Origin of the sequence: Niveispirillum irakense DSM 11586 (genome assembly GCF_000429645.1) — a bacterium.
Classification (GTDB): Bacteria; Pseudomonadota; Alphaproteobacteria; order Azospirillales; family Azospirillaceae; genus Niveispirillum; species Niveispirillum irakense.
This window is the reverse complement of the sequence record NZ_AUCG01000002.1, coordinates 37,191-63,257: the sequence shown is the minus strand read 5'-3', so window position 1 is coordinate 63,257 and position 26,067 is coordinate 37,191. Positions and strand designations below refer to the sequence as shown.

Below are 26,067 nucleotides of genomic sequence, written 5' to 3'. Positions count from 1 at the left end.
TCCCTGCCGCGTGAAAGGTCACGGTTGCCAGCCGCCCAGCGGGTAATCCTGCAACGGGTGATAGGTGGGGCCGGTCTTGCCCAGCACGCTTTCATACAGCGTGAAATGATCGACCGGGAACGGCCCTTCCCGCAGCAGCCCATTCGCCTCCATATAGCGGCCCAGCTTCTCCGCCGGCGTTTCCCCGCCCAGATAGGCCAGGGTGACATGGGGGCTGTATTTGCGCTCCTCCGGGGCCAGGCCCGCGCGCACCAGGGCCGATTCCACCTTGGCCTGCAGGTGCAATAGCGGATCGGACGGGGCCACCCCGGCCCAGAGCGCGCGGGCCTTATGCCCCTTGCCGAAACTGCCCAGCCCGTCCAGCGTCAGGGTGAAGGGCGGGGCAACGACGAGATCGAGAGCCTCGTTCACATCTTCTGCCACACCTTCATCCACCTCCCCGATGAAACGCAGCGTCAGATGGTAATTCTCCGGCGCCACCCAGCGGGCGCCGGGCAGGCCGGATGCGCAACGGGAGAGCCCGTCACGCACGCCTTCCGGCAGGCCGATACCGATGAAAAGCCGCAGCACCCCCTTTACCCTCCCTGGTTACAGGCAGGGGTTGGGATTGGCGGCGTGGACCGCATCCAGTTCCGCCATCACATCATCCGACAGCACCAGATCGGCGGCACCGATGGCGATGCGGAGCTGTTCCAGGCTGGTGGCGCCGATGATGGAACTGGTGGTGAAGGGCCGGGCGATGGTGAAGGCGATGGCCATCTGCGCCGGGTCCAGCCCATGGCGGCGGGCAATATCCAGATAGGCCCTCACCGCCGGATCGGCGCGCGGCGTGTCATAGCGGGATTTCCGCCCGTCAATGGCGCGGCGGGCACCGGCCGGCATCGCGCCATCCAGATATTTGCCGGTCAGCGTACCGGCGGCCAGCGGGGAATAGGCCAGCAGCCCCACATCCTCCCGCAGCGCCACCTCGGCCAGCCCCATCTCAAAGCTGCGATTCAGCAGGCTATAGGGATTCTGGATGGAGACGATGCGCGTCAGCCCCATTTTCTCCGCCGCCAGCACATAGCGCATGGTGCCCCAGGCGGTTTCATTGGAAATGCCGACATGGCGGATCTTGCCCTGGCGCACCAGATCATCGAACACGCCCAGCGTCTCCTCAATCGCCACCTCGTCCACCGCGGCGACGGGGTTGGCGATGGTACGGCCGAACCGGTCAGCCGTGCGGTCGGGCCAGTGAAGCTGGTACAGGTCGATATAATCCGTGCCCAGCCGCTTCAGGCTGGCTTCCACCGCCGCCAGGATATTGGCCCGGTCAGCCCTGGCACCGCCGCCCCGGACATAGGGGAAGCCGCCATCGGCATTGCCGATCACCTTGCTGGCCAGCACGATATCCTGGCGCCGCCCGTTGCGGGCGAACCAGGTGCGGATGATCTCCTCCGTCCGGCCATAGGTTTCGGCGGCGGGAGGGGCGGCGTACATTTCTGCCGTGTCCCAGAAGGTCAGCCCATGATCCAGCGCCAGATCCATCTGGGCATGGCCTTCGGCCTCGCTGTTCTGGTTGCCCCAGGTCATGGTGCCCAGGCAGATGACGGGAACGGAAAGGTCGGTGCGGCCAAGCCGGCGATGTTCCATGGAACGGCTTCCCTATTAGCAGGATATCGGGTTACGGCAGAGATAGGCCGGCAGGATCGCCGGCACCACCCCCAAAAGAAAGACAGCCCATCCCCCCAGGTCCGAGGCCACGCAATCGCGCTGGACGGCAGGGATAGGGAATGTCATTGAAATACAGTCTTCTTCCACCCTATCGAACCGATAAGACGATGGCCGTTTCCATGGCACTGCCCTTCTCCCTGTCCTGGCTGGACCTTGCCGCCTTGGTGCTGTTCATCGCCACCTGGTGGGGGTATGGCTGGCTGACCGACAGGCGCCAGGGCAGCCCCGTCAGCCTGAACCAGCATATGATGCGTATCCGCATCCGCTGGATGACCAACATGCTGTACCGGGACAACCGGGTGATGGACAGCATGCTGATCGGCCATCTGATCCATTCCGTCTCCTTCTTCGCCAGCACCACGGTGCTGGTGCTGGCCGGCCTGCTGGGCGTGCTGGCCTCCGCTGAGGCATCGCACAAGGTGGTGATGGAACTGGGCTTCACCCAGCCCACGGAGCGCACCCTGTTCGAGATGAAGCTGGTGCTGCTGCTGGGTATCTTCGTCTACAGCTTCTTCTGCTTCACCTGGGCGGTCCGGCAGTTCAACTACACCATCGCCCTGGTCGGCGGTGCGCCGCTGGAACCGGGGGAAGAGGCGACCATCACCGCCAAGGCCGCCGCCAAGATGATGACCCTGGCCATCACCAGCTTCAACCGGGGCCTGCGCGGCTATTACTATGCCTTCGCCAGCCTGGGCTGGATGGTGCATCCCTATATTTTCATGGGGCTGGTGGTGCTGGTCACCTATGTTTTGTGGCGGCGGCAATTCCGCTCTGCTGCTTTTGACGCCGTCGCCCGCTACACGGCACAGGGCATGGGGGAAAGCCCGACCCATGCCAGGGAAAGGTTAAGCAAGGGGATTTAAGGCGCATCACGCGCCCAGCGTCCCCAGCCCGCTGTCCCGCAACACATCTGCCAGGATGCTGTAAGAGCGTTTGCGGGCGGCATGGTCATAAATCTGCGCCGCCACCATCACCTCGTCCGGCTTGGCCAGTGCCAGCAGGGCGGCGATACGGTCACGCACCGCTTCCGGCCCCCCGATGGCGGAGAAAGCCAGGGCCCGGCGCACCCCAGCCGCTTCCTGCGGGCTCATCCGCGCTTCAATCTCCCCATCCGGCGGCGGCAGCAGGCCGGGATTACCCCGGCGCAGCGCCAGGAACTGCTGCTGGATGGAGGTGAAAAGCAGGCGGCCCGTGGCATCATCATCGGCGGCATAGACATTCAGCCCCACCATCGCATAGGGCTTGGCCAGCCGGTCCGACGGGCGGAAGCGCGACCGGTAAAGCTCCAGCGCCTCCACCACATAATCGGGTGCGAAATGGGAGGCGAAGGCATAGGGCAGGCCCAGTTCCGCCGCCAGTTCCGCCCCGAACAGGGAGGAGCCCAGGATCCAGACCGGGATTTCCATCCCCTCTCCCGGCACGGCCCGCACCCGGGCCAGGGCGTCGGCGGGACCGAAATAATTCAGCAACTCCACCACATCGGCCGGGAAATGATCGGCGCTGCCCGCCAGTGTCCGGCGCAGCGCGGCCGACGTGGCGCCATCGGTGCCCGGCGCACGGCCCAGCCCCAGATCAATCCGGCCCGGAAACAATGCCTCCAGCGTGCCGAACTGTTCAGCCACCTGTAATGGCGAATGGTTGGGCAGCATGATGCCGCCCGCCCCCACCCGGATATGACGGGTCGCCGCTGCGACATGGCCAATGACCACGGATGTGGCGGCGCTGGCGATGCCGGGCATGGAATGATGTTCCGCCAGCCAATAACGCCGATATCCCAGACCTTCGGCATGGCGAGCCAGATCGGCGCTGTTATGCAGCGCGTCGGCCACACTGGCGCCCATGGGAACCGGCGACAGGTCAAGGACGGAAAAGGGAATGGCATTCATGGCGGCAAGCCCTGCTGACGGGAAACAGATAGAGCCTTAACGCAGCAACGGCAGCGGTGGATGTGACGCCGCACACTCGTTACGCATACCAATCAATAACCATAAAAAACCAAAATAATATCAAGAACCGCATATGATTATAAATATTAATAAATGCCACCCCCTTCTCTTCTTTCCAATATATGTTTCATATGTAACCAAAAGAATAGATATCCGGACGGGCTGTGGAGATAGACCGAAGGTTGTGCAAAAAACGGACAACCTTAACGCTTTATGACCTTGGTGCGATGATGGCTCTCTCCCGCTTCAGCATATCGGCACGTATCCTCGGCATCATTGCCCTGATGGCACTGCTGACCCTGTTCGCCGCAATTTTCGCCACCCAGCGTTTGATGACAGTCGATGATAGTTATAGCGACCTGCTAAATAACGACGTGGCCGCCACGATTGAGCTTGCCCGCGCCAACCGCGCGATTACCGCCGTTGGTCGCCAGACCTATAAGCTTATCGCCCAAACAGATCAGAGCCGGATGCAGGCTGCGGTCGAAAATGTCAGTCGGAATCAGGAAGCCATATTTACCGCTTATACCAAAATAATCCAGGAAGCCCCTGAGCATAGTCAGGATATTGCCCAACTTCGATCTCAGTTCGAAGAGTTGATGAAATATTATGATCAGATCAAGCCTCTGGCCCTGTCCAACAGGAACGAGGAGGCCCTTAATATTCTGAATGCGTCCTTCGACCCCACCCTTGATGCGTTGCGGGATGCCAATGTGAAGCTGACGGATCAGGTCAGGCAGGAGATGACTGCCTTGTCCGACCAACTTACAGACGATTCCATTTTCTCCCGCAATCTCGTCCTGACGCTGAGCGGGCTGGGCCTGCTGATGTTTGGCGGGCTGGCCTTCTATATCGCCCGCTTCACCATCTCCGGCCCTATCGGTGATGTAACCGGCGCCATGGGCAAGGTGGCGGGTGGCGACCTGACCGTCACCGTGCCGGGCCTGGGCCGGGGGGACGAGATCGGCAAGCTGGCCGCCGCCCTGGAGACCTTCAAGGCCAATGCCATCCGCGCCCGTCAACTGGAAGAGGAAGCCAAGCAGGCGGAAATCCGCGCCGAGGCCGAGCGTCGCAAGGCGCTGCTGGAACTGGCCGATAATTTCGAGGCCAGCGTGATGGGCGTGGTGTCGCTGGTGGCTTCTGCCGCCACCGAACTGAACGCCAATGCCCAGAGCCTGTCCAGCGCCGCCGAGCAGGCCCGCAGCCAGACCGGCATTGTCTCCGCCGCCACGGAGCAGACTTCCGCCAATGTGCAGACGGTTGCTGCCTCTGCGGAAGAAATGACCAGTTCCATCAGTGAAATCAGCCGCCAGGTTGGCACCTCGGCCACCATTGCCCGCACGGCGACGGAACGGGCGGAAGGCACCAACCGCACCATCCAGGCCCTGGCCAAGGAAGCCGAAGCCATCGGCGCCGTGGTGCAGTTGATCGCTGATATTGCCGGCCAGACCAACCTGCTGGCGCTGAACGCGACGATCGAAGCCGCCCGCGCCGGCGATGCCGGCAAGGGCTTCGCCGTCGTGGCAAGTGAGGTGAAAAGCCTGGCCAGCCAGACCGCGAAAGCAACGGAGGATATTTCCGCGCGTATCGCCGCCATCCAGCAGGCCACCGGCAGCGCGGTTTCCGCCACGCTGGAAGTGACCCGCACCATCGGGGAGATCAACGAAATCTCCACCACCATCGCTGCTGCCGTGGAAGAGCAGGACGCCGCTACCCGCGAGATTGCCCGCAATGTCCAGCAGGCCGCCGTCGGCACGCAGGAAATCAGCAACAATATCAGCGGTGTGCAGCAGACCGCCTATAGCACCAGCCAGTCCGCCAGCAATGTACTGGATGCATCCAGCAGCCTGTCACGCGAGGCGGAAACCCTGCGTCAGGAAGTCGACCGCTTCATCCAGCGCGTCCGCGCCGGGTAATGGTGTGGGGCGGAAGGGTTTCCTTCCGTCCCCTCCCCTTGCCGGGCTGGCTTGACCGGCGAGGCATTTTTCCATCACCCTGGCTGAAACAATAATTCGGACAGGGTCTTCACATGTTGCATCGACGTTTCCTTCTCCAGGCCGGTGGGGTGCTGGCCGCTGGTGTCTGCCTGCCGCCCTTGGCCGCCTGGGCCCAAACCCAGGACAGCGCCAATCCGGCGGACAAGGCGCTGTATGATTTCTTCCAGGCCATGTTTGAGCGTGACTTGGCGCAGAGCCCCCTGCGGGCCATGCAGTTGGGCCGCAAGACCGGCTATGACCAGCTTGACGAGGTTGGTCCCGCCCGTGCCGCCGCCGACCATGCCCAGGATGGCGCCGATCTGGCGGAACTGGCCCGGCTGACCAGCCCGGACCTGTCGGAACGCGCGCGGTTTTACGCAAAGCTGTTGAAACTGCGGCTGGAACAGTCGCGTGAACAATATCGCTGGCGCCATCATGATTACGCCATGACCCTGGTGGGCGGCCCCCATACCAGCTTGCCGGTGCAATTGATCAACCAGCACAAGGTGGCGGACCGGGCCGATTATCTGGCTTACATTTCCCGCCTCAACCAGTTTCCCCGCTATTTCGGCCAGACCGAAGAAACGCTGAAAGAAGCCGATGCTGCCGGCATCCTGCCGCCGCGCTATTTCTTCCCCGACCTGATCCAGGCCTGCCGCAACCAGATCAGCGGCCGCCCCTTCCAGGCCAGTGCTGGCAGCGACGCCCCGCTTTATGCTGACCTGAAGGCGAAGCTGGAAAAGCTGCCGGAAGGGGAGCGGGCCGACCTGCTGGCGCAAGCCGAGCAGGCGCTGACCAGCGCGGTACAGCCGGCCTATCTTTCGCTGATCGCATGGCTGCAAGGGGCGGCACCGCGTGCCAACCCGGACCATGGCGTGTGGCGCCTGCCCAATGGCGGGGCTTTCTATGCCGCCTGCCTGAAGCGCTGGACCTCCCTGCCGCTGACGGCGGGCGCGGTTCACCAGATCGGCCTGTCGGAAGTGGCGCGCATCCATGGCGATATCCGCGCCATCATGAAGAAGGTGGATTTCAAGGGCGATCTGGCCGCCTTCTTCGACTATACCCGCGATGATGACCGGTTCTATTTCCCCGACACACCAGAGGGGAAAGCCGCCTATCTGCAAAAGGCGCGCGACTATACAGACGTGATCCGCACCCGGCTGGACGCCTATTTCGGCCTGCAGCCCAAGGCGCCGATGGAAGTGCGGGCGGTGGAGCCGTTCCGTGAGAAATCCGCCCCCAGCGCCTTCTATAACAGCCCGTCGCCCGATGGCAGCCGGCCCGGCATCTTCTATGCCAACCTGTCCAATATGCGCGCCCGGCCGATCTATGGGCTGGAAACGCTGACCTATCATGAGGGCATTCCCGGCCATCACATGCAGATCGCCATCGCCCAGGAACTGGAAGGCGTGCCGGATTTCCAGAAATTCGGCGGCGGCTATTCCGCCTTTGCCGAGGGCTGGGCGCTCTATACCGAGAATCTGGCCAAGGAGATGGGCGGCTTCCAGGACCCTTACAGCGATTACGGGCGGCTGGTGGCAGAGCTGTGGCGCGCCGTGCGGCTGGTGGTGGATACCGGCATCCATGCCAAGAAATGGGACCGGGAAAAGGCCATCACCTATTTCACGACAAACACGCCGATGGATGTTGATGGCGCCGCGCGCGAGATCGACCGCTATATCGGCTGGCCGGCGCAGGCCACCTCCTACAAGATCGGCATGCTGAAGATCATGGAACTGCGGGCGGCGGCTGAAAAGCGCATGGGCAGCCGGTTCAACATCAAGGGCTTCCACGATACGGTGCTGCGCAATGGCCGTATCCCGCTGGATGTTCTGGCCGAAGAAGTTGAGGCTTGGTCCAAGGCTTAATCGGGATTAAGGCGCTTCACTGCGATCAAATCCCCCTGAATTGTTGAGTCAAGCCTCAACAATGACCATGTCCGAAAACCGCGAGACGGCGGCGGGGGGCGGGGTTACTCTGCCCCCCTATCGGCAAACGGACAGGCCCCCATGACAACGCCTCTTCCCCTTTTCCTGGATGAAATGGCAAGCCCGGTCGGCACCATGTATCTGGTCACCGACGGGCAGGGCCGGCTGCGGGCGCTGGATTTCCATGATTATCGGCCGCGGATGGACCGGCTGCTGGCCCGCCATTATGGTGCCGTCAGCCTGTCGCCCGGTGCCGCACCCCAAACATTACGTGACCGGCTGGAGGCTTATTTCGCGGGCGAGGTGACCGCGATTGAGGGGATTGAGACCCATACTGCCGGCACGCCCTTCCAGCGTCAGGTCTGGCAGGCGCTGCGCACCATCCCCGCCGGTCAGACCCTCTCCTATGGCGGGCTGGCGGCCCGGATCGGGCTGGCCAAGGCGGTTCGCGCCGTGGGGCTGGCCAATGGCGCCAACCCCATCGCCATCATCGTGCCTTGCCACCGGGTGATCGGCGCCAATGGCACCCTGACCGGCTATGGCGGCGGGCTGGAGCGCAAGCGCTGGCTGCTGGCGCATGAGGCGGGGCAGCACCTGCCTTTGTGAGCCAGGATCGCCCCGGTCCCCTTGCTGCCGGCATGGCTGCATCGGCCCCGGCACCCCTTGACCGGGTTGGGCCAAGGGGGCACCTATCGGCCCATGCCCCGCGACCGTCTTTCCCCCACCCGCACGCTGCGCCGCCCCCAGGATCTGGCCGATCATGGGCTGATTGCGCCTGATGCGCTGCCCGCCCTGGAACAGGTGGCGGCACAATTCGCCGTGGCGGTAACGCCGGCCATGGCCGACCGGATCAACCCCGCCGATGTGAATGACCCGGTGGGCCGCCAATTCCTGCCCGACGCGCGGGAGCTGGACATCCAGCCGGCGGAACTGGCCGACCCGATCGGGGATGAACCCTTCACCCCCGTAAAGGGCATCACCCATCGCTATCATGACCGGGTGCTGCTGAAGCCGGTCCATGCCTGCCCGGTCTATTGCCGCTTCTGCTTCCGGCGGGAGATGGTGGGACCGGGATCAGAAGCGCTGGACGAGGCGGAACTGGAAGCAGCGCTGGCCTATATCGCCGGCAATCCGCAGATCTGGGAAGTGATCCTGACCGGCGGCGACCCGATGATCCTGTCCCCCCGCCGGATGGGGGATCTGATCGCGCGGCTGAACGCCATCCCGCATCTGGGGCTGGTGCGCATCCATACCCGCGTGCCCGTGGTTGATCCCGACCGGATTGATGCGGAGATGGTGGCCGCCTTGAAGGGGGCGCGCATCCCCACCTGGATCATGCTGCATTCCAACCATTGGCAGGAATTGGGACCCGATCAGGTGGCGGCCATCGGCCGGCTGGTGGATGCCGGCCTGCCGATGCTGGCCCAGACCGTGCTGCTGCGCGGGTTGAATGATGATGTGGCGACGCTGACCCGCACCTTCCGCGCCCTGATATCGGCACGGGTGAAGCCGCATTATTTGCATCATGGCGATCTGGCCAAGGGCACGGCCCATTTCCGCACCAGCATTGCTGAAGGCCGGGCCCTGATGCGGGAGTTGCGCGGCGACGTGTCCGGCATCTGCCAGCCCACCTATGTGCTGGATATACCCGGCGGCCATGGCAAGGTGCCCCTGGGCCAGGATTACCTGACCCAGGATGGCGACGATGCCTGGATCGTGGAAGACCCGCGCGGGCAGCGGCATCCTTATAAGGGATAGGCTACCCGCCCCGGGTCATCACGCCGGATCGAAATCCAGGCCGATATCGAAATTCTTCACCGAATGGGTCAGCCAGCCCAGCGAGATCAGGGTGACGCCCGTCTCGGCAATGGCCCGGATCGTGTCCGGCGTCACGCCGCCGGATGCTTCCGTGATCATGCGCCCATCCACCATGGCAATGGCGCGCTTCAGCGTCGGCACATCCATATTGTCCAGCAGCACGGCATCGACCTTCAGGTCGATCAACTCCGCCAACTGGTCGAGCGTATCAACCTCCACCTCGATCTTGACCATGTGGCCGACGCAGGCCCGCGCACGCTCCACCGCCGCGCGCAGGCCGCCCGCCGCGACCAGATGGTTGTCCTTGATCAGCACGGCATCATCCAGCGCAAAGCGGTGATTGCCGCCGCCGCCGACGCGGACGGCATATTTTTCCAGCGCGCGCAGGCCGGGCGTGGTCTTGCGGGTGCAGACGATCTGCGCGCCCGTACCCGCGATCCGGTCGGCCAGCCGCCGCGTTTCCGACGCGATGCCGCAGAGCCGGCCCAGCAGGTTCAAGGCCGTGCGTTCAGCCGACAGGATCGGTCGGGCCGCCCCTTCCACTGTTGCCAGCACGGTGCCGGGTGCGATCCTGTCGCCATCACCTACATGGGTGGTGATGCGCAAGGACGGGTCCAGCAAAGCGAAGGCATGCAGCGCTGCATCCAGCCCCGCCACCACCCCGTCATGCCGGGCGCGGAACAAGGCCTTGGCGCGGGCATCGGCCGGCACGCAGGCATCCGTGGTCAAATCCCCGGCCAGGCCCAGATCCTCCGCCAGGGCGGCACGGATCAGGCCATCATACATCAGGGGGTAAAGCGGCAGGGTCATCACACAATCACCGGTCAATCAGGAAGGCGGGCCGGGAGGCGGCCCGGTCGGTCAGTAGACCGTCAATGGTAAGGTGCTGGCGGCGACGCCATTCCGGCCGTGTCGCCGGCCAGTCGGCGCGCTGATGCGCGCCCCGGCTTTCCTGCCGGGCGGCAGCCGCCTTCAGGATCAGGCCGGATACCAGCAGGCGGTTGCGCCATTCCCCGGCCAGCCGGATGGCATCGGCTTCCAGCAGGATGCGCTCATCGCTCGTACTCGCTGCCAGGGCGGCCAATTCCGTCTGCGCCTGGGCCAAACCGGCCCCATCGCGCAACAGCCCCGCCCCTTCCGCCATGATCGCCGCAGCCTGCAAGGCCGCTTCCCGTGCCGCCTGGGGCGGGGCCCCCGTGGCCGGCATGTCCGGCAGGGCCACGGGGGCCGGGGCGATAGCGGGGCTTGCCAGGATGTGGGCGGCGGCGCGTTCGGCGAAGACCAGGGCTTCCAGCAGGGAATTGCTGGCCAGCCGGTTGGCGCCATGCACACCGGTACAGGCAACCTCCCCCGCCGCATAAAGGCCGGGCACGCTGGTGCGGCCCTCTTCATCCGTGACGATGCCGCCCATATGGTAATGGGCTGCCGGCGCCACCGGCACCGGGCTTTCCGCCGGGTCAATCCCGGCAGCTTCACAGATGCCGGCCACGGTGGGGAATTGCGTGGCCCCGCCGGCCGCCCAGATGGCGCGCAAATCCAGATAGACGGGCTGCCCGGCGGCCACGCGGCGGCCAATAGCCTTGGCGACAATGTCACGTGGCGCCAGCTCAGCCAGCGGATGTTCGGCTTCCATGAAGCGGTTGCCATCCCCGTCCAGCAGCCGGGCGCCGGCCCCGCGCAGCGCTTCCGTCAGCAGGGGCACTTGGCCCATGCGACCGGCAGCAAAGGCGGTGGGGTGGAACTGAACAAATTCCATATCCGCCAATACGGCCCCGGCGCGGGCGGCCATGGCCTGACCATCGCCCGTCGCCTCTACCGGGTTGGTGGTGTGGCGGTAAAGCTGGCCGATGCCGCCGGTTGCCAGCAGCACAGTGCCGGTGCGGTGGAGAACCCAGCCGGCATCACCATGATGGGCCAGCACCCCGGCTATGGCGCCCTGGCGGCTAGTGACCAGATCCCAGGCGAAGGCACCGGTTTCCACCGTCACATGGGCGGCGGCGCGCACGCGGGCGGCCAGATCGGCAATCAGGGTGCGGCCGGTGGCATCACCGCCGGCATGCAGCACACGGGCCGCGCCATGCGCTGCTTCCCGGCCCAGGCACAGCCTGCCTTCCGGCGTGCGATCAAAGGGCAGGCCTGCTTCCACCCATGCGGCCAGCCGGGTCGCCCCTTCCGCCGTCAACAGATCGGCCATGGCGGGATCGGTCAGGCCGGCACCGGCCGCCACCGTATCGGCGGCATGGTCGGCGGGATTGTCGGCCGGGTCGATGGCAGCCGCGATGCCGCCCTGCGCCCAATGGCTGGACCCGCCGGGCAGATCGTCCGTCTTGGTCAAAAGCGTCACCCGGCGCGGGGCCAGCCGCAAAGCCGCGACCAGCCCGGCCATGCCGGACCCGATAATGACGATATCAGCCTGCCGCATCTGCATTCTCGTTCCCTCACGCACCGGGCCGGTCAAGCAACCGCTGCTTACTTCTTGCCCACCGCCAGCATCCGTTCCACCGACAGCCGTGCCCGGCCGGCGATGGCCGGATCGACATGCACCTGGGGCTGCATGGTCTGCAGGCTTTCCAGGATGTTGGACAGGGTGATGCGGCGCATATGCGGGCACAGGTTGCAGGGGCGGACAAACTCCACCGCCGGGTTGGTGGCCGCCAGATTATCGGCCATGGAACATTCGGTGATCAGCAGCACGCGCTTGGGCTGCTGGCCTTCCACATAATCCTGCATCTTGGCGGTGGAGCCGACGAAATCAGCCTCCGCCAGCACTTCCGGCGGGCATTCCGGATGGGCGATGATGGTCAGGTCACCCTTGAACTGGGTGCGGTAGGCCCGCAACTGCTCCCCCGTGAAGCGCTCATGCACCTCACAATGGCCCTTCCAGGCGATGACCTTCTTCGTGGTCTGGGTCGCCACCCATTTGGCCAGATATTCATCGGGGATGCACAGCACCTCGTCCCCCGGCAGGGAGTTGATCACCTCCACCGCGTTGCCGGACGTGATGCACACATCGCTCTCCGCCTTCACGGCGGCAGACGTGTTGACATAAGTGGCAATCGGCACGCCGGGATAGGTTTCCCGCAGCAGGCGCACATCGGCTGCGGTGATGCTGTCGGCCAAAGAACAGCCGGCATCCATGGCCGGCATCAGCACCGTCTTTTCCGGCGACAGGATCTTGGCCGTCTCCGCCATGAAATGCACGCCGGCCAGCACGATCACATCGGCTTCCGTCTCCGCCGCCTTGCGCGCCAGCAGCAGGCTGTCCCCGACAATATCCGCCACCGTGTGGAAAATTTCCGGCGCCTGATAATTATGCGCCAGGATGATGGCGTTGCGTTCCTTCTTCAGCCGGTTGATCGCATGGACCAGCGGGGCATGGAACGGCCATTCCACTTCCGGAATGATAGAGCGGACCTTTTCATAGATCGGCTTTGTCGCCTCAGCGATGGCGGGGGTATAGGCCAGATCGGCAGCGTTCATCGACTAGCACTCCGGGGCCGTTCCCTTTCCACCCGGCGGGAGACGGCAACAGGATTGACTTATGCTCCAACTGAGCATTACTCCCCCTTATGCTCGCTCAGAGTATAAGGGGTGTCAAGCCTGTGTAAGGCGCATGTCACGCCTGTGTCACAGTGCCGATAGGCACATCATGCATATGTGCGACGCAACATTCTTGCTGGGTGGACGGCTTTTTTCAGCTCAACAACCGTTCCTGTTCCACTGCCAAAGTGAAATCTTCCCGTCGCCAGTTGCGGGGCAGGTTAAAATCAAACCGGATGACGCCCAGGACGCGGGCATCGCCATCCGCGCACATGAAAGGCAGCAGCAGCCGGTCATATCGCACCTTCAGGCCGTGTGGCAGGTCCACGCGCAGGCGCCCCCAATGGGGCCTGCGGGCGGCATGGCATTGCAGATAGGCCTTTGACGCTTCCTGAAAACCTGGATTGTTGCCGCTATGGATTTCCCGGCCTGTCAGGTCATGGCCGCTGAAGCTGACCAGTTCCGAACCATAGAGCGTGTAGCGGGGAGACGCCCCGCCCGCCGGAAAGCGGACCATCAGCATATGGCCCATCCAGGGTTTCAGATCGAACACCAGATCGCCCTGCCACAGCGGCACGCCCTTTTCCGCTACGGGCAGCCCCCGCCACCAGGGCAGCAGGGGCTGTAGCATCAGGTGCAGGCTGTCACCGGATTCAGCGGGCGCGGCGGCAATCGGATCAAGGGAACCAGGCATGGGGATCGCCCGTTCGTTTCAAATGATCCAATCATGGTGCCCGTCAGGCCGTCCCCTGTCCATCAAAGGATGGGTGACGCTATCCGTAAGATTAAGAAAAGCGAAACGCCCCGCCGGAGACCCGGCGGGGCGTTTGCATACTCACAGCCCTTGAAGGGGCTGTATAATCACTCGGCGATGGAGCGGCCGTTCTTCATGCCGCGGCCGGTCGTGCGCTCGGCGATACGAGCGGACTTGCCGGTCAGGCCGCGCAGGTAATACAGCTTGGCGCGACGGACCTGACCCTTGCGGACCAGTTCGATGCTGTCCAGACGCGGGCTGTACAGCGGGAACACGCGCTCCACACCTTCGCCGTAGGAGATCTTGCGGACGGTGAAGCTGGAATTGATGCCGGCATTCTTGCGGGCGATCACAACGCCTTCATAGGCCTGGATACGCTCACGCGTGCCTTCGGTCACCTTCACGTTCACCTTCACGGTGTCGCCGGGGGAGAAGGTCGGGATCTTCTTGCCTTCGGTCAGCTTGGCGACCTGTTCGGCTTCCAGCTTCTGCAGAATGTTCATAATACTCATCCTTCGGTACTGCCACCGCTCCCGTCCGGGGTTTCGGTGGTTTTGGTTGGCTCGGCCGATGCCCGACGGGCTCGGCGTTTCTTCACCTTTGGGGTCGGGCGGCTTTCCAGGTAAGCGGACCACAGGTCCGGCCGTCGGGCCGCTGTGATCTGTTCTGCCTGTTCGAGCCGCCAGGCCCGGACCTTCTCATGGTGACCGGAAAAAAGGACTTCCGGCACCGCACGGCCATTCCAGACGGGTGGCCGCGTATAATGGGGATACTCTAACAATCCCCGCTCAAAACTCTCTTCCCCTGCCGTCTCCACGTTGCCCATGACGCCCGGCAGCAGCCGGACCACGGCGTCGATCAGACAGAGGGCCGCCGGTTCACCACCGGACAGCACGAAATCACCCAGAGAAACCTCCTCCAGGTGATGTTCCTGGATGACCCGCTCATCCACCCCTTCATAGCGCCCGCACAGCAATGTGACGGACCCTTCCTGCGCGATCTCTCGCACAAGAGCCTGATCCAGCACGCGACCGCGCGGGGAGAGGTAGACAAGCCGACCCCGTTTGATGCCTTTGGCTTCCTGCCGGGCCAATGCTTCCCGGATGGCTGCATCCAGCACATCCGCCCGCATCACCATGCCAGGGCCACCGCCGAACGGGGTGTCGTCCACGGAGCGATGCTTATCGCGCGCGAATTCGCGGATGTCCAGCGTTTCCAGCGCCCAGATGCCGCGTTCCAGCGCCTTTCCGGCCAGTGACAGGCCCAATGTGCCCGGAAACATCTCCGGGAACAGGGTCAAAACACTGACATGGAAGGCGGGCTGTTCAGCCGGCGTATGGGGGCTTTGCGCGTCGGACATGGGATCAACGGGCCTCGCCCGTCTCCGCCGCTGCGTTTTCGCCCGAGTCGTCCGCTGCCGGTTCGTCATCCAGGTCCAGCTTGCCGCCCATTTCCGCCAGCTCTTCCGGGTCCGGCTTGGCCGGGGTGAAGAGGTTGACGGGCGGTTCCACGACCACGCGCGACGCCTTCACGTCGATCAGCGGCACACAGGCGCGGCTGAAGGGGATGAAGACGGTTTTGCCGGAGACATGGTTGATCTCCAGCATGTCGCCGGCACCGAAATCATGGATGGCCTTGATGGCACCGAAGGCGACATCGCCTTCCGGGCCCTCGGTCACGGTTACCAGCCCGATCAGGTCGGTATGGTAGAACTCGTCCTCATCCTCGATCGCGGGCAGGCGGTCGCGGTCCACGAACAGGCGCACGCCTTTCAGCGCGTCGGCGGCATCACGCCCCTTCACGCCGCTGGCCTCGACCAGAAGATGGTCCTTGCCCATGCCGGTCATGCGCAGGGTGAACTGGCGCGTGCCGGCCTCGTCGGTCAGCGGGTTGTAATCGAACAGGGCTTCCGGGTCGGCGGTGAAGCTCTTCACCCGCAGACGCCCATGCACCCCGTGCGATCCAATGATCTGGGCGACGCAAACGCGATCGGTCATTACTCTTTCCTTAGAGCGGATCGCCTTTTGGCGTGAATCCGCTCGCAGACAGACTCTGCTAGAGCCATCTTGCGTTCAATTAAACGCAGGTGGCTCTAGAAACCACCGGGCCGGGATGGTGGTGCCATCCCGGCCCGTCGCCTCATTATTCGGCAGCGGCTTCAGCGGCCTTGGCGGCCAGCTTGGCGCGCTCCTGGGCCTTCGCCTTCGGGGCGGACTTCTTCGGGGTCTCGCTGATGGCCGGGGCGGCGATCAGGTTGGCCTTGCCGAGGAACTTGGCAACGCGGTCGGTCGGCTGCGCGCCCTTGGCCAGCCAGCCCTTGATGGCCTCTTCCTTCAGCACCACGCGCTCCGGATGATCGGAGGCCAGCATCGGGTTGTAGGTGCCGACCTTCTCGATGAAGGCGCCGTCGCGCGGGGCGCGGGTGTCGGCGATGACGATGCTGTAGAACGGACGCTTCTTGGAGCCACCACGGGCCAGACGGATCTTCACGGACATTTGATTACTTCCTTGGTTTAAAAGCAGTTCTCTGGATGGGACAGACCGTCTGAAGCCTGTGCCCGTCCAGATCGGGCACGAAAGACGGGAGGGATGTGGCACCCTTGGCGGGCGCCACGGGATGGAAGGCCGGCGGCGCGCGGACGCGCCCGACCGGCCACCATGGGAAAGCGGGGGCGACGCATCAGCCCTTCCCCCGCAATTGCTGATCGGCCCATTCGGCGCCGAGAAGACCGTAGATGGCGCTGTCGACAACCCCATCCTCGCGGGAAAAGCACTGGCGGCGCACGCCTTCCAGGGTGAAGCCCAACGCCCGCAGCACAGCCGCAGAGGCCAGATTGCGCGGGTCCAGCACGGCTTCCACCCGGTTCTTGCCCAGGTCGATGAAGGCATGGCGCAGCAGGGCAAGTCCGGCGGCCTTGGCCAGCCCGCGTCCACGGGCGGCCGGCACCAGCACATAGCCCAGTTCGACCTGCGCCGTGGTTTCCTTATGCAGCAGGGCCCAACCCAGGCATTCCCCACCATCGCTGGTGATGGCCCAGTTGCGGCTGGCGCTGACACCGGCAACGATGCTGGCGATCTTGGCGCGCGTCTGGTCGATGCTGTCATAATGGGCATGCGGCATGTAACGCATGCTGTCCGCATCGCCATAGGCGGCATGAAGGGCATCGGCGTCACGGGCGCGCAAGGGGCGCAGCACCACCGGTCCTTCGCGCAGCACCGGTACGGAGACCGGCTGGTCGCGGCGGATACGCCAATCATCGGCCAGCAGGCCGAAAACACCCGTATCCAGATAGTCCGTGCCGTAAACAAAGTCACGGCGCTGGTGGCCTTCCTGGACAAAGCCCAGCCGCCGCAGCAACCCGCCCGAAGCGTGGTTTCGCGGATCGATGGTGGCACCCAGCCGGTGCAGACCCCAGACATCGAAAGCGTAATTCAGCACGGGGCGCATGGCTTCTTCCGCCAGCCCCTGGCCGCGCAACTCCGGCGCCAGGATATAGCCGGTCCAGCCCATGCGGTCCTTGACCAGGAAGATGGTGGCCCAGCCCAGGCATTTGCCGCCATCGGTGGTGATGGCCCAGGTACGGCAGGTCCCATCATCCAGCATCGCCTGTTTCAGCGATGCCCGCGACTGTTCCAGATCGTCATGCGGCGGGTGTGACCAGTATTTCATGCTGTCCGGATCGGTCAGCAGGCCATGCACCGCCTCCAGGTCGCCCTCGGAGATCGGGCGCAGCACAAGCCGCGCCGTTATCAGCGTTGCATGGTCAGGGGCGGTATTCGCCGCCCCTGCAGACTGGCCTGCCGGCAGAACCATCAGCGCAGGCCCTTGGGCATCAGGGCACCCAGGCCCTGGCGCATCAGGCCCTTCTGGCCCATCTTCTTCATCTTCTTCATCATTTCCGACATATCCTGATACTGCTTGATCAGGCGGTTCACGTCGGCCACGGTCACCCCGGCGCCCAGCGCGATGCGGCGGCGGCGCGACGCATTCAGGATATCCGGCTTCTTACGCTCTTTCTTGGTCATGGACAGGATGATGGCTTCCTGACGCTTCAGGATGCTCTCATCAATATTGGCGCCCTTGAGCTGTTCCTTGATCTTGCCCACGCCGGGCAGCAGGTTCAGCATCCCGCCCATGCCGCCCAGCTTGGAGATCTGGCGCATCTGGGTCAGCATATCGTCCAGGTCAAAGCCGCCTTTTTCCAGCTTCTTCGCCAGCTTTTCGGCTTCTTCCTTGTCGATGCTCTCGGCGGCCTTTTCCACCAGGCTGACCACGTCGCCCATGCCCAGAATACGGCCAGCGATACGGTCGGGATGGAATGGCTCCAGCGCGTCGGTCTTTTCACCCACACCCATCAGCTTGATGGGCTTGCCGGTGACATGGCGCATGGACAGGGCCGCACCGCCGCGCGCATCGCCGTCGATGCGGGTCATGACGATGCCGGTGATGCCCACGCGGTCATTGAAATTGGTGGCGACGGTCACGGCGTCCTGACCGGTCATGGCATCCACGACCAGCAGGCTTTCCACCGGCTTGGTGGCGTCGCGGATGGCCACCACCTCATCCATCAACTCCTCGTCGATGGCAAGGCGGCCGGCCGTATCCAGCATGACCACGTCAAAGCCTTCCAGGCGCGCCGTTTCCATGGCGCGCCTGGCGATCTCCACCGGGGTTTGGCCCTTGATGATGGGCAGGGTCGCCACACCGGTCTGGTCACCCAGAACCTTCAACTGTTCCTGGGCGGCGGGGCGGCGCGTGTCCAGCGACGCCATCAGGACCTTTTTCTTGTCCCGGTTCTTCAGGCGCAGGGCGATCTTGGCGGATGTGGTGGTCTTGCCCGAGCCCTGCAGGCCCAGCATCAGGATCGGCACCGGCGGCGTGGCCGTCAGGTTGATTTCTTCAACCGTGCTGCCCAGCAGTTCCACCAGATGGTCATGGACGATCTTGATGACCATCTGACCCGGATTGATGCCGCGCAGCACCTCCGTCCCGATGGCCTTTTCCTTCACGCCGGAGACAAAAGCCTTCACGGCGGGCAGGGCGACGTCGGCTTCCAGCAGCGCGATGCGGACTTCGCGGAGCGCCGCGTTGACGTCATCCTCCGACAACGCCCCGCGCTTGCGCAGGCGGTCGAAAATATCGCCAAGCCGTCCCGTCAAACCGTCGAACATACCATCCTCCTGCCGTCGCACCCGTTGTCTTTTACGATCAGGTATCCCCAAACGCAAAAGCGCCAGTGCGCGACACTCGCGGACTGGCGGGGCGCCTCAGCGCCGATAGACCGAACCGGAACAGCACAAGCCCATCCCGGAATGATGGCCGGTGATACAGGGGTGGGGGCGTTGAGTCAACCATCAGCCCGGGAAGGCTGAACTGCAAACCCGGCCTGATGGGGCCCCCACCCCTTGATGCGTTACCGGCTAGAGCCACGCAGTTGCTGGGTCACCCCGCGCACATTTTCCGTCACCTCACTGATATCCCGCGCGACATGGCTGACACTGGCGGAAATTTCCCGGGTGGCGGCGTCCTGCTGGGCGACCGAAGAGGCGATGGTGGCGGAAATGCCCTGCACATCATTAATGATGGTACCGATGCCGCGGATGGCGGCAACGGCGCGGTTAGCCTCCTGCTGCACCGACGATATCTGCTCAGCGATTTCGTCAGTGGCACTGGCCGTCTGCTTGGCCAGGGATTTCACCTCCGTGGCCACGACGGCAAAGCCCTTGCCGGCATCGCCGGCACGGGCCGCCTCAATCGTCGCGTTGAGGGCCAGCAGATTGGTCTGGCTGGCAATGTCATTGATCAGCTTCACCACGACGCCGATCCGTTCGCTCGCCGTCACAAGGGCCTGCACCGCCTCGTTGGTGCGGCCGGTCTCGGTGGAGGCGTTGGCAGCAGCGGCGGCAGCCTTGGTGGCACGCTCGCTGATTTCAGCAATGGAGGCGGACAGTTCCTCCGTGGCCGATGCCACGGTCTGGGTATTGCTGTTGGCCCGATTGGCCGATTCTTCCACGCGCGAGGTCAGGGTGTCGGCAATGTCCAGGATGACGCGCCTTCTTTCCTTTTCCGCCTCCTGCTGCTTCAACTCGGCCATCTTCTGGCCATGGATATCGATCAGGGAACCGCAGGCGCGCAGCGGCCGGCCCTGGGCATCCCGCGCGACACCGCCGACGGCCCGGAACCAGCGATAGCTGCCATCCTTCACTTTCATCCGATAGGCGACATCATAGGGAGTCCGCCCCGTCTTATCGGCCATGCAGGCCCCGAACGCCTCGAAGGTGGGGCCGGCATCGTCCGGATGCAGCCGATCGGACCAGGAATTGACCAGATCAGGAAAATCACTCTGATCCCGGAAACCGGCAAGGCGGCGAAATTCATTGGACCAGCGCCAGCGGCTTTTCGGATGCATCGCATCGCCTTCATGCAGCAGCGCATCCCAGAGGCCGACACCCGCATGCTGGTCCAGCAGATCCATGCGTTCCAGTTGGTTTTTCTGATCATGGATATCAATCAGCGACCCGCAGGCGCGCAACGGCCGACCCTGTGCATCGCGAGAAACCCCGCCGACGGCACGGAACCAGCGATATTCGTTATTCTTCATCCGCAGGCGGTTGGTTACATCATATCCCGTGCGACCGCTCCGATCATTCAGACAGGCGCTGAAAGCAGAGAAGGTGGCAGCGGCATCATCCGGATGCAGCCGGTCAGCCCAGGAACTGACGATATTGGGAAAGCCGTTCTGGTCCCCATGTTCGAACCCCAGCAGACGCCGAAATTCATCCGACCAACGCCAGCGGCTTTGGGCATGCATCGGGTCGCCATCATGCAACAAGGCGTCCCATAACCCGACGCCCGCATAACGGCCCAGCAGGTTCATCTGCTTTACCGCCTCGTCCTCGGCATCCGTCGTGCGCGTCGATTTACCAAAAAACATCCGTTCATCCTGGCTCTGGCCGGGCCCCTTCGGGTGGCACCTCCTTACATTGAGTATCTGAGAATAGAGGGATGCGAAATCCGTAGAATCCCATCCTTACGTATAATAAACATATATTAGCAATCATATATTGTGCAAATCTATTTGATTAACAATTTTTTAATAGATGGCAACGTGGGGCATACCCCCTAGTCTTCGCTTGTGCCCCAGCCCCTGAAACTCATATGCATTGTTGAATACCCTCCGGGCTATAGTCACACTGGGTAACCCGTATCGGTCGGGAGCATGAGCGAAGATGACGCAAGTAATGGGGCAGGAGCCGAACCGCTCACGCATCTCGGCGGCCGAATTGCAGGCCATTGTCGGCCGGCACCAGGCCTTTTTGCGCGGGCAGGCCGGGGGCATGCGCGCCATGCTGAAGCTGCGCGACCTTTCCCATATGGACCTGTCGGGGCTGGACCTGACCGATGCCGACCTGTCGGGCGCCAAGCTGTTCGGCACAAGGCTGACGCGCGCCAATCTGCGACAGGCCAATTTCTATGCCGCAGACCTGCGGCTGGCCAATCTGGAAGGGGCGGACCTGCGCAAAGCCGATTTGCGCGGGGCGTGTCTGCGCGGGGCGGTCCTGTCCGAAGCGGTGCTGGCCGATTGCGACCTGCGCGACGGCACCATCATGCATGTGCGTGCCAATGGCGATGTCACCCCGCATGAGTTTGAGGCGATCCAGGTCAGCACCGAAATGTCGGTGGCAACCATCCGCGCCGCCGACCTGTCACGGGCGCGGGTGTCCAATGCCTTCATCATGCAGACGGACCTGACGGATGCCATCCTGCGCGGCACCAAATTCATCCGCGCCAACCTGACCAATTCCAACCTGACCGGGTGCGACCTGCAGGGCGCCGACCTGCGGGAGGCCAACCTGTCCGGCGCCAAGCTGAACGGGGCCAACCTGTCCGGGGCCGATCTGGGCGCCACCCGCTTCATGAGCGCCGACCTGATCGGCGTGATCATGGATGATGCCACCCGCGCCGTCGCCAACCTGACGGGTGCCGTCACCTGCCGGACGCTGGGGGAGGATGGGCGCGACCTGAACCGCATGCTGGATGATCACCGGCAATGGGTGGACAGCCAGGGCAAGCAGGGGGTGCGGGCGGACCTGTCCGGCGTTGATCTGGCGGGCCAGGATTTGTCCGGCCGCACCCTGTCCGCCGCCCTGATGCATTGCACGATGCTGCGCGGCGCCAATCTCTCTGGCGCCATCCTGCCCATGGCTGACCTGTCCCTGGCCGATCTGCGCGACGCCGACCTGACCGGGGCCGATCTGCGCGGCGCCTCGCTGGAACGCACAACACTGACCGGTGCCCGCATGGCAGGGGCAGAGATCGGGCCCGTGCAGATCCAGAGCAACCAGACAAGGCTGTGGAGTGCCAACCTGCTGCGCGCCCGTTTTGACGGGGCAGACCTGACCGGGGCGGATATGCAGCGGGCGGTGATGACCCAGGCCAGCCTCACGGGCGCCAACCTGTCAGGGGCCAACCTGTCGGGCGCCAGTATGGTGAATGCCGACCTTTCCGGCGCCCGGTGCGAGGGAATCAACCTGACCGATGCCGATCTGACCGACGCCCGCACCCTGGGAGCCATCGGCCTGCCCCGGCGTTGATCCCCAGCCTTGCCCTGCCCGCCCCTCATGGCAGCCGTACACGCGGCGGCAGGGTTTTAACCAACTTCGCCCTTATCCCCCATGGCGGCTTGATGTAGCTTCGCCGGCTTGATCGCGGGTGGCCTGTTACAGCCCTTGTCGCCCGGACCAAATTCACAGATGGTTGAAAAGGGGCTGCAACCGGTGCCCCCCTCAAGGCCCGCACCGGTCAGCGACAATCACCCCAACGCCCCACCCATCCAGCCCCATACATAACTTCTCCACCGGACTGCCATGGAAGCCTGGTCTGAATATTCCCGTTTCCTGATCGCCCTGTTCGCCATCCTCACCCCCTTTGCCGCCATTCCCATCTTCCTGGGCATGACGGAGGGGCGTTCGCGGAAGGAACGCAACGGCATCGCCCAGTCAGCCGTGCTGACCGTCGCGTCGGTGCTGGTCAGTTCGGTTTTCTTAGGTGACGCCATCCTGACCGTGCTGGGCACCAGTCTGGCCAGCTTCCGCGTCGGTGGCGGTATCGTGCTGCTGCTGATCGCCCTGTCGCTGCTGAATGCCACGGTCAGCGCCGTGAAACATACCGAACAGGAAGCGGATGAGGCGGGCCAGCGCACCGCCATCGGCGTCGTGCCGCTGGGCCTGCCGCTGCTGGCCGGTCCCGGCTCCATCTCCGCCGTCATCATCGAGGCGCAGCGCGGCCATGGCTGGGAACATTTCGCCGTGCTGGTCGCCTGCATCCTGGTGGTCTGCGCCGGCCTGCTGGTCACCCTGCGGCTGGCCGTGCCGATCGGCAACAAACTGGGCCAGACCGGGCTGAACATCATGAACCGCTTGACCGGCCTGCTGCTGGCTGCCGTGGCGGTCGAAATCATCGCCGCCGGCCTGCGCGCCCTGTTCCCCGGCTGGATGACGTAATAGCCCGTCCTGGTGATCGTAGCCGATCACCAGCCTCAATCGCCGGCGCCAACATCTGTTGGCTTGGCTACGCCGCATGTGCGGCGCGGCGGCGGTCGCCGCCGTACCAGAAGCCAGATGAGTTCCACTCACCGGGCTTCTGGTATGATCACTTTCCGTCGCCGCCCTCACCTTCCGTCAGGAGGCGGCGCAGCCGGTAGAGTTCCTCCAGTGCCTGACGAGGGGTCAGGTCGTCGGGATTGATATCCCGCAAGGCCCCTTCCACCACTGACGGGCCGGCGGCCACCGGGTCGGGTGCCGCCACAGGCGCCGGTGCCGGCCTCGCCAGGGCCGCGAACAAGGGCAGGTCATCGGCCAGCCGCGTGGCGGCACTGGCCTGATCGCCCTTTTCCAGGATTTTCAGCACCTGTTCGGCCCGGTGGATCACCGCCGGCGGCAGGCCGGCCAGCCGGGCGACATGGATGCCGTAGGAACGGTCGGCCGATCCGGCTGCCACCTCATGCAGGAACACCACCTCGCCACGCCATTCCTTGATCCGCATCGTGTGGCAGGAAAGCTCGGCCAGCTTGGCCGCCAGCGCCGTCAACTCGTGATAATGGGTGGCGAACAGGCCCCGGCAGCCTGCCACCTCATGCAGATGTTCCACGCAGGCCCAGGCGATGGACAGACCGTCGAAGGTTGCCGTGCCGCGCCCGATCTCATCCAGGATCACCAGCGACCGGCGGGTCGCCTGATTGAGGATGGTGGCCGTCTCCACCATCTCCACCATGAAGGTGGAACGACCGCGCGCCAGATCATCCGCCGCGCCCACGCGGCTGAACAGCTTATCCACCACGCCAATATGGGCGCTGGATGCCGGCACATAGGCCCCCAACTGCGCCAGCACAGCAATCAGCGCATTCTGGCGCAGGAAGGTGGATTTACCGGCCATGTTGGGGCCGGTCAGCAGCCACAGGCGCTGGCCGGGCGACAGGCCGCAATCATTGGCGACAAAGGCCCCGCCGCCCTGGTCGGCTAGCGCTTCCTCCACCACCGGATGCCGGCCGGCGCTGATCTCAAACGTCAGATCATCGCTCAAATGCGGGCGGCACCAGTTGCGCTCCACCGCCAGTTCGGCAAGGGCCGCCGTCACGTCCAGCGTGGCCAGCGCGCGGGCAGTGGCGGCGATGTAATCGGCTTTCGCCACCACCTCGGCCACCAGCTTGGCAAACAGGTCCAGTTCCAACGCCAGCGCCCGGTCACCAGCCTCCGCCACCTTGCGCTCCAGCTCCGACAGGGCAACGGTGGTGAAGCGCACCGCGCCTGCCATGGTCTGGCGGTGGATGAAATCGGCCCGGTGCTTTTCCGACATCAGCTTGTCGGCATGGAGGGCCGTTACCTCAATATAGTAGCCCAGCACATTATTATGGCGGATCTTCAGGGACTGGATGCCCGTCTGGTCAGCATAGTGCGCCTGCAGCCCGGCAATATGCCGGCGGCTGTCATCCCGCAGGCCCTTCAACTCATCCAGCGGGGCGGAATATCCCGCCGCGATGAAGCCGCCATCGCGGGCCAGCAGCGGCAGTTCCGGGCCCAACGCCTTCGACAACAGGTCGATCAGCGCCTCGTGATCCGCCCCTTCACCGCCCAGCAACCCATTGGCCACCCGCGCCAAACCTTCCGGCAGCGGCCCGGCATCGCCATAGGCCAGCCGCCCGCGTAACGCCACGGCGCGGGCCAGTCCATCGCGGATGCAGGCGAGATCGCGCGGGCTGCCGCGATCCAGTGTCAGCCGTGACAGGGAACGTTCCATATCCGGCGTCTGGCCCAGCTCTGCCCTTATATCCAGGCGCAGATGCGTCTGTTCCACCAGCAGCGACACCATATCCAGCCGCCGGGCAATGCGGGCCGGATCGGTCAAAGGCGCTGAAAGCCGGGCGGCCAGCAGGCGTGCGCCGGCACCCGTCACGGTGCGGTCGATGGCGGCCAGCAGGCTGCCACGCCGGTCGCCGGTCATGGTACGGGTCAGTTCCAGGTTGCGACGGGTGGCGGGATCAATTTCCAGCACCTGCCCCGCGCCCTGGCGGCGCGGCGTATCAAAGCGCGGCAACCTTCCCTTCTGGGTCAGTTCCACATAATCGACCAGGGCACCGGCGGCGGCCACCTCTGCCCTTGTAAAGGCACCGAACGCATCCAGCGTACCCACGCCATAAAGCGCCAGCAGGCGCTGGCGGCCATTCTCGCTGTCAAACCGTGCATTGGGCTGGATGGTCAGGCGGTTGCGCCATTCACCCCAGACCGGCTCCAACTCGTCCAACTGGAACAGCCGTTCGGGCAGCAGCACCTCCCCCGGTGCCAGCCTTGCCAATGCTGCCCCCAGCCCGGCGCGGTCCACCGGGGCCAGGGTCAACTCGCCCGTGGACAGGTCCAGCCAGGCAAGGCCACCCTCGCCGCCGGCTTCCGCCAAGGCCGCCAGATAATTGTTCGACCGGGCATCCAGCAAGCCATCCTCGGTGATGGTACCGGGGGTGACGACGCGCACCACCTCCCGCCGGACAACGGATTTGGAACCACGCTTCTTCGCTTCCGCCGGGTCTTCCGTCTGTTCGCAGATGGCGACACGGAAACCCTGGCGGATCAGCCGCAGCAGATATTGTTCATGGGAATGCACCGGCACGCCGCACATGGGGATTTCCTCCCCCTGATGCTGGCCGCGCTTGGTGAGCGTGATGTCGAGCGCTGCCGCCGCCTGCACGGCGTCGTCAAAGAACAGCTCGTAAAAATCGCCCATGCGATAGAAGAGCAGCGAGCCTGGATGCTGCCCCTTGATGTCCAGATACTGGACCATCATGGGGGAAACGGGGGCGGCGGGACTGGCAGTGCTGGTGTTTTTGGACAAGGTGACAGCT

22 protein-coding genes are annotated in these 26,067 nt (G+C 64.3%); 7 read left to right on the top strand and 15 right to left on the bottom strand.

Going from position 1 to position 26,067, the window contains the following annotated elements; translation table 11 throughout:
- Positions 1–18 precede the first annotated feature (18 nt).
- Together thpR and G473_RS0100980 are read right to left on the bottom strand one after the other, a co-directional pair.
- A complete protein-coding gene (gene thpR, locus G473_RS0100985; RefSeq protein WP_029011569.1) occupies positions 19–570 on the bottom strand; it encodes an RNA 2',3'-cyclic phosphodiesterase in 552 nt (183 codons plus the stop codon).
- Positions 571–588: 18 nt separating this feature from the next.
- Positions 589–1,632, bottom strand: coding sequence for an aldo/keto reductase (locus G473_RS0100980; protein ID WP_029011568.1), 1,044 nt, complete (start codon positions 1,630–1,632; stop codon positions 589–591).
- Between the two features lie 140 nt (positions 1,633–1,772).
- Between G473_RS0100980 and G473_RS24410 the strand changes: the two genes are divergently transcribed.
- The gene (locus G473_RS24410; RefSeq protein WP_084437555.1) at positions 1,773–2,576 is read left to right on the top strand and encodes a DUF599 domain-containing protein; all 804 of its coding nucleotides are present in this window, start codon (positions 1,773–1,775) and stop codon (positions 2,574–2,576) included.
- A 6-nt stretch (positions 2,577–2,582) separates the two neighbouring features.
- Here G473_RS24410 and G473_RS0100970 read toward each other — a convergent pair whose 3' ends face one another.
- The gene (locus tag G473_RS0100970; RefSeq protein ID WP_029011567.1) at positions 2,583–3,599 is read right to left on the bottom strand and encodes an LLM class flavin-dependent oxidoreductase; all 1,017 of its coding nucleotides are present in this window, start codon (positions 3,597–3,599) and stop codon (positions 2,583–2,585) included.
- A 287-nt stretch (positions 3,600–3,886) separates the two neighbouring features.
- Between G473_RS0100970 and G473_RS0100965 the strand changes: the two genes are divergently transcribed.
- The 4 genes from G473_RS0100965 to G473_RS0100950 all read left to right on the top strand — a co-directional run bounded on the left by G473_RS0100965 (position 3,887) and on the right by G473_RS0100950 (position 9,321).
- Positions 3,887–5,575 carry a methyl-accepting chemotaxis protein gene (locus G473_RS0100965; RefSeq protein ID WP_029011566.1) on the top strand — a complete coding sequence of 563 codons (1,689 nt, stop codon included), beginning with the start codon at positions 3,887–3,889 and terminating at the stop codon, positions 5,573–5,575.
- 113 nt (positions 5,576–5,688) lie between these two features.
- Positions 5,689–7,503 (top strand): DUF885 domain-containing protein, encoded by a 1,815-nt coding sequence (locus tag G473_RS0100960; protein WP_029011565.1) that lies wholly within the window; start codon positions 5,689–5,691, stop codon positions 7,501–7,503.
- Between the two features lie 141 nt (positions 7,504–7,644).
- A complete protein-coding gene (gene ogt, locus G473_RS0100955) occupies positions 7,645–8,169 on the top strand; it encodes a methylated-DNA--[protein]-cysteine S-methyltransferase (protein WP_029011564.1) in 525 nt (174 codons plus the stop codon).
- Positions 8,170–8,262: 93 nt separating this feature from the next.
- Entirely contained in the window at positions 8,263–9,321 is a 1,059-nt protein-coding gene (locus G473_RS0100950; protein ID WP_029011563.1) for a lysine-2,3-aminomutase-like protein, read from the top strand.
- 18 nt (positions 9,322–9,339) lie between these two features.
- Here G473_RS0100950 and nadC read toward each other — a convergent pair whose 3' ends face one another.
- From nadC to G473_RS0100890, 11 genes are all read right to left on the bottom strand, one after another.
- The gene (gene nadC / locus G473_RS0100945; protein WP_029011562.1) at positions 9,340–10,191 is read right to left on the bottom strand and encodes a carboxylating nicotinate-nucleotide diphosphorylase; all 852 of its coding nucleotides are present in this window, start codon (positions 10,189–10,191) and stop codon (positions 9,340–9,342) included.
- Positions 10,192–10,198: 7 nt separating this feature from the next.
- Positions 10,199–11,809 (bottom strand): L-aspartate oxidase, encoded by a 1,611-nt coding sequence (locus tag G473_RS0100940; RefSeq protein WP_154667205.1) that lies wholly within the window; start codon positions 11,807–11,809, stop codon positions 10,199–10,201.
- 41 nt (positions 11,810–11,850) lie between these two features.
- The gene (gene nadA / locus G473_RS0100935; RefSeq protein ID WP_029011560.1) at positions 11,851–12,861 is read right to left on the bottom strand and encodes a quinolinate synthase NadA; all 1,011 of its coding nucleotides are present in this window, start codon (positions 12,859–12,861) and stop codon (positions 11,851–11,853) included.
- A gap of 214 nt (positions 12,862–13,075) precedes the next feature.
- Positions 13,076–13,615 carry a hypothetical protein gene (locus tag G473_RS0100930; RefSeq protein WP_029011559.1) on the bottom strand — a complete coding sequence of 180 codons (540 nt, stop codon included), beginning with the start codon at positions 13,613–13,615 and terminating at the stop codon, positions 13,076–13,078.
- A gap of 167 nt (positions 13,616–13,782) precedes the next feature.
- Positions 13,783–14,178, bottom strand: a complete 396-nt coding sequence (gene rplS, locus G473_RS0100925) for a 50S ribosomal protein L19 (RefSeq protein ID WP_029011558.1) — start codon at positions 14,176–14,178, stop codon at positions 13,783–13,785.
- Positions 14,179–14,183: 5 nt separating this feature from the next.
- A complete protein-coding gene (trmD, locus tag G473_RS24405) occupies positions 14,184–15,035 on the bottom strand; it encodes a tRNA (guanosine(37)-N1)-methyltransferase TrmD (RefSeq protein WP_051329738.1) in 852 nt (283 codons plus the stop codon).
- A 4-nt stretch (positions 15,036–15,039) separates the two neighbouring features.
- Positions 15,040–15,672 carry a ribosome maturation factor RimM gene (gene rimM / locus G473_RS0100915; RefSeq protein ID WP_029011557.1) on the bottom strand — a complete coding sequence of 211 codons (633 nt, stop codon included), beginning with the start codon at positions 15,670–15,672 and terminating at the stop codon, positions 15,040–15,042.
- Positions 15,673–15,817: 145 nt separating this feature from the next.
- On the bottom strand, positions 15,818–16,171 hold the full coding sequence (rpsP, locus tag G473_RS0100910; RefSeq protein WP_029011556.1) for a 30S ribosomal protein S16: 354 nt from the start codon (positions 16,169–16,171) through the stop codon (positions 15,818–15,820).
- 184 nt (positions 16,172–16,355) lie between these two features.
- Complete coding sequence (locus tag G473_RS28830; RefSeq protein ID WP_051329737.1) at positions 16,356–17,489, bottom strand: GNAT family N-acetyltransferase; 1,134 nt, start codon at positions 17,487–17,489, stop codon at positions 16,356–16,358.
- Positions 17,489–18,847, bottom strand: coding sequence for a signal recognition particle protein (gene ffh, locus G473_RS0100895; protein ID WP_029011555.1), 1,359 nt, complete (start codon positions 18,845–18,847; stop codon positions 17,489–17,491). The genes G473_RS28830 and ffh overlap by 1 nt, the downstream gene beginning before the upstream one ends.
- A gap of 242 nt (positions 18,848–19,089) precedes the next feature.
- A complete protein-coding gene (locus tag G473_RS0100890) occupies positions 19,090–20,610 on the bottom strand; it encodes a methyl-accepting chemotaxis protein (RefSeq protein ID WP_029011554.1) in 1,521 nt (506 codons plus the stop codon).
- A 295-nt stretch (positions 20,611–20,905) separates the two neighbouring features.
- Between G473_RS0100890 and G473_RS0100885 the strand changes: the two genes are divergently transcribed.
- Positions 20,906–22,270, top strand: a complete 1,365-nt coding sequence (locus G473_RS0100885; RefSeq protein WP_051329736.1) for a pentapeptide repeat-containing protein — start codon at positions 20,906–20,908, stop codon at positions 22,268–22,270.
- A gap of 273 nt (positions 22,271–22,543) precedes the next feature.
- Positions 22,544–23,179: a MarC family protein gene (locus tag G473_RS0100880; protein ID WP_029011552.1), complete on the top strand. Its 636-nt coding sequence runs from the start codon at positions 22,544–22,546 to the stop codon at positions 23,177–23,179.
- Positions 23,180–23,327: 148 nt separating this feature from the next.
- On the opposite strand, the gene mutS is transcribed toward G473_RS0100880, so the two are convergent.
- The gene (gene mutS / locus G473_RS0100875; protein WP_051329735.1) at positions 23,328–26,009 is read right to left on the bottom strand and encodes a DNA mismatch repair protein MutS; all 2,682 of its coding nucleotides are present in this window, start codon (positions 26,007–26,009) and stop codon (positions 23,328–23,330) included.
- Positions 26,010–26,067: the final 58 nt, after the last annotated feature.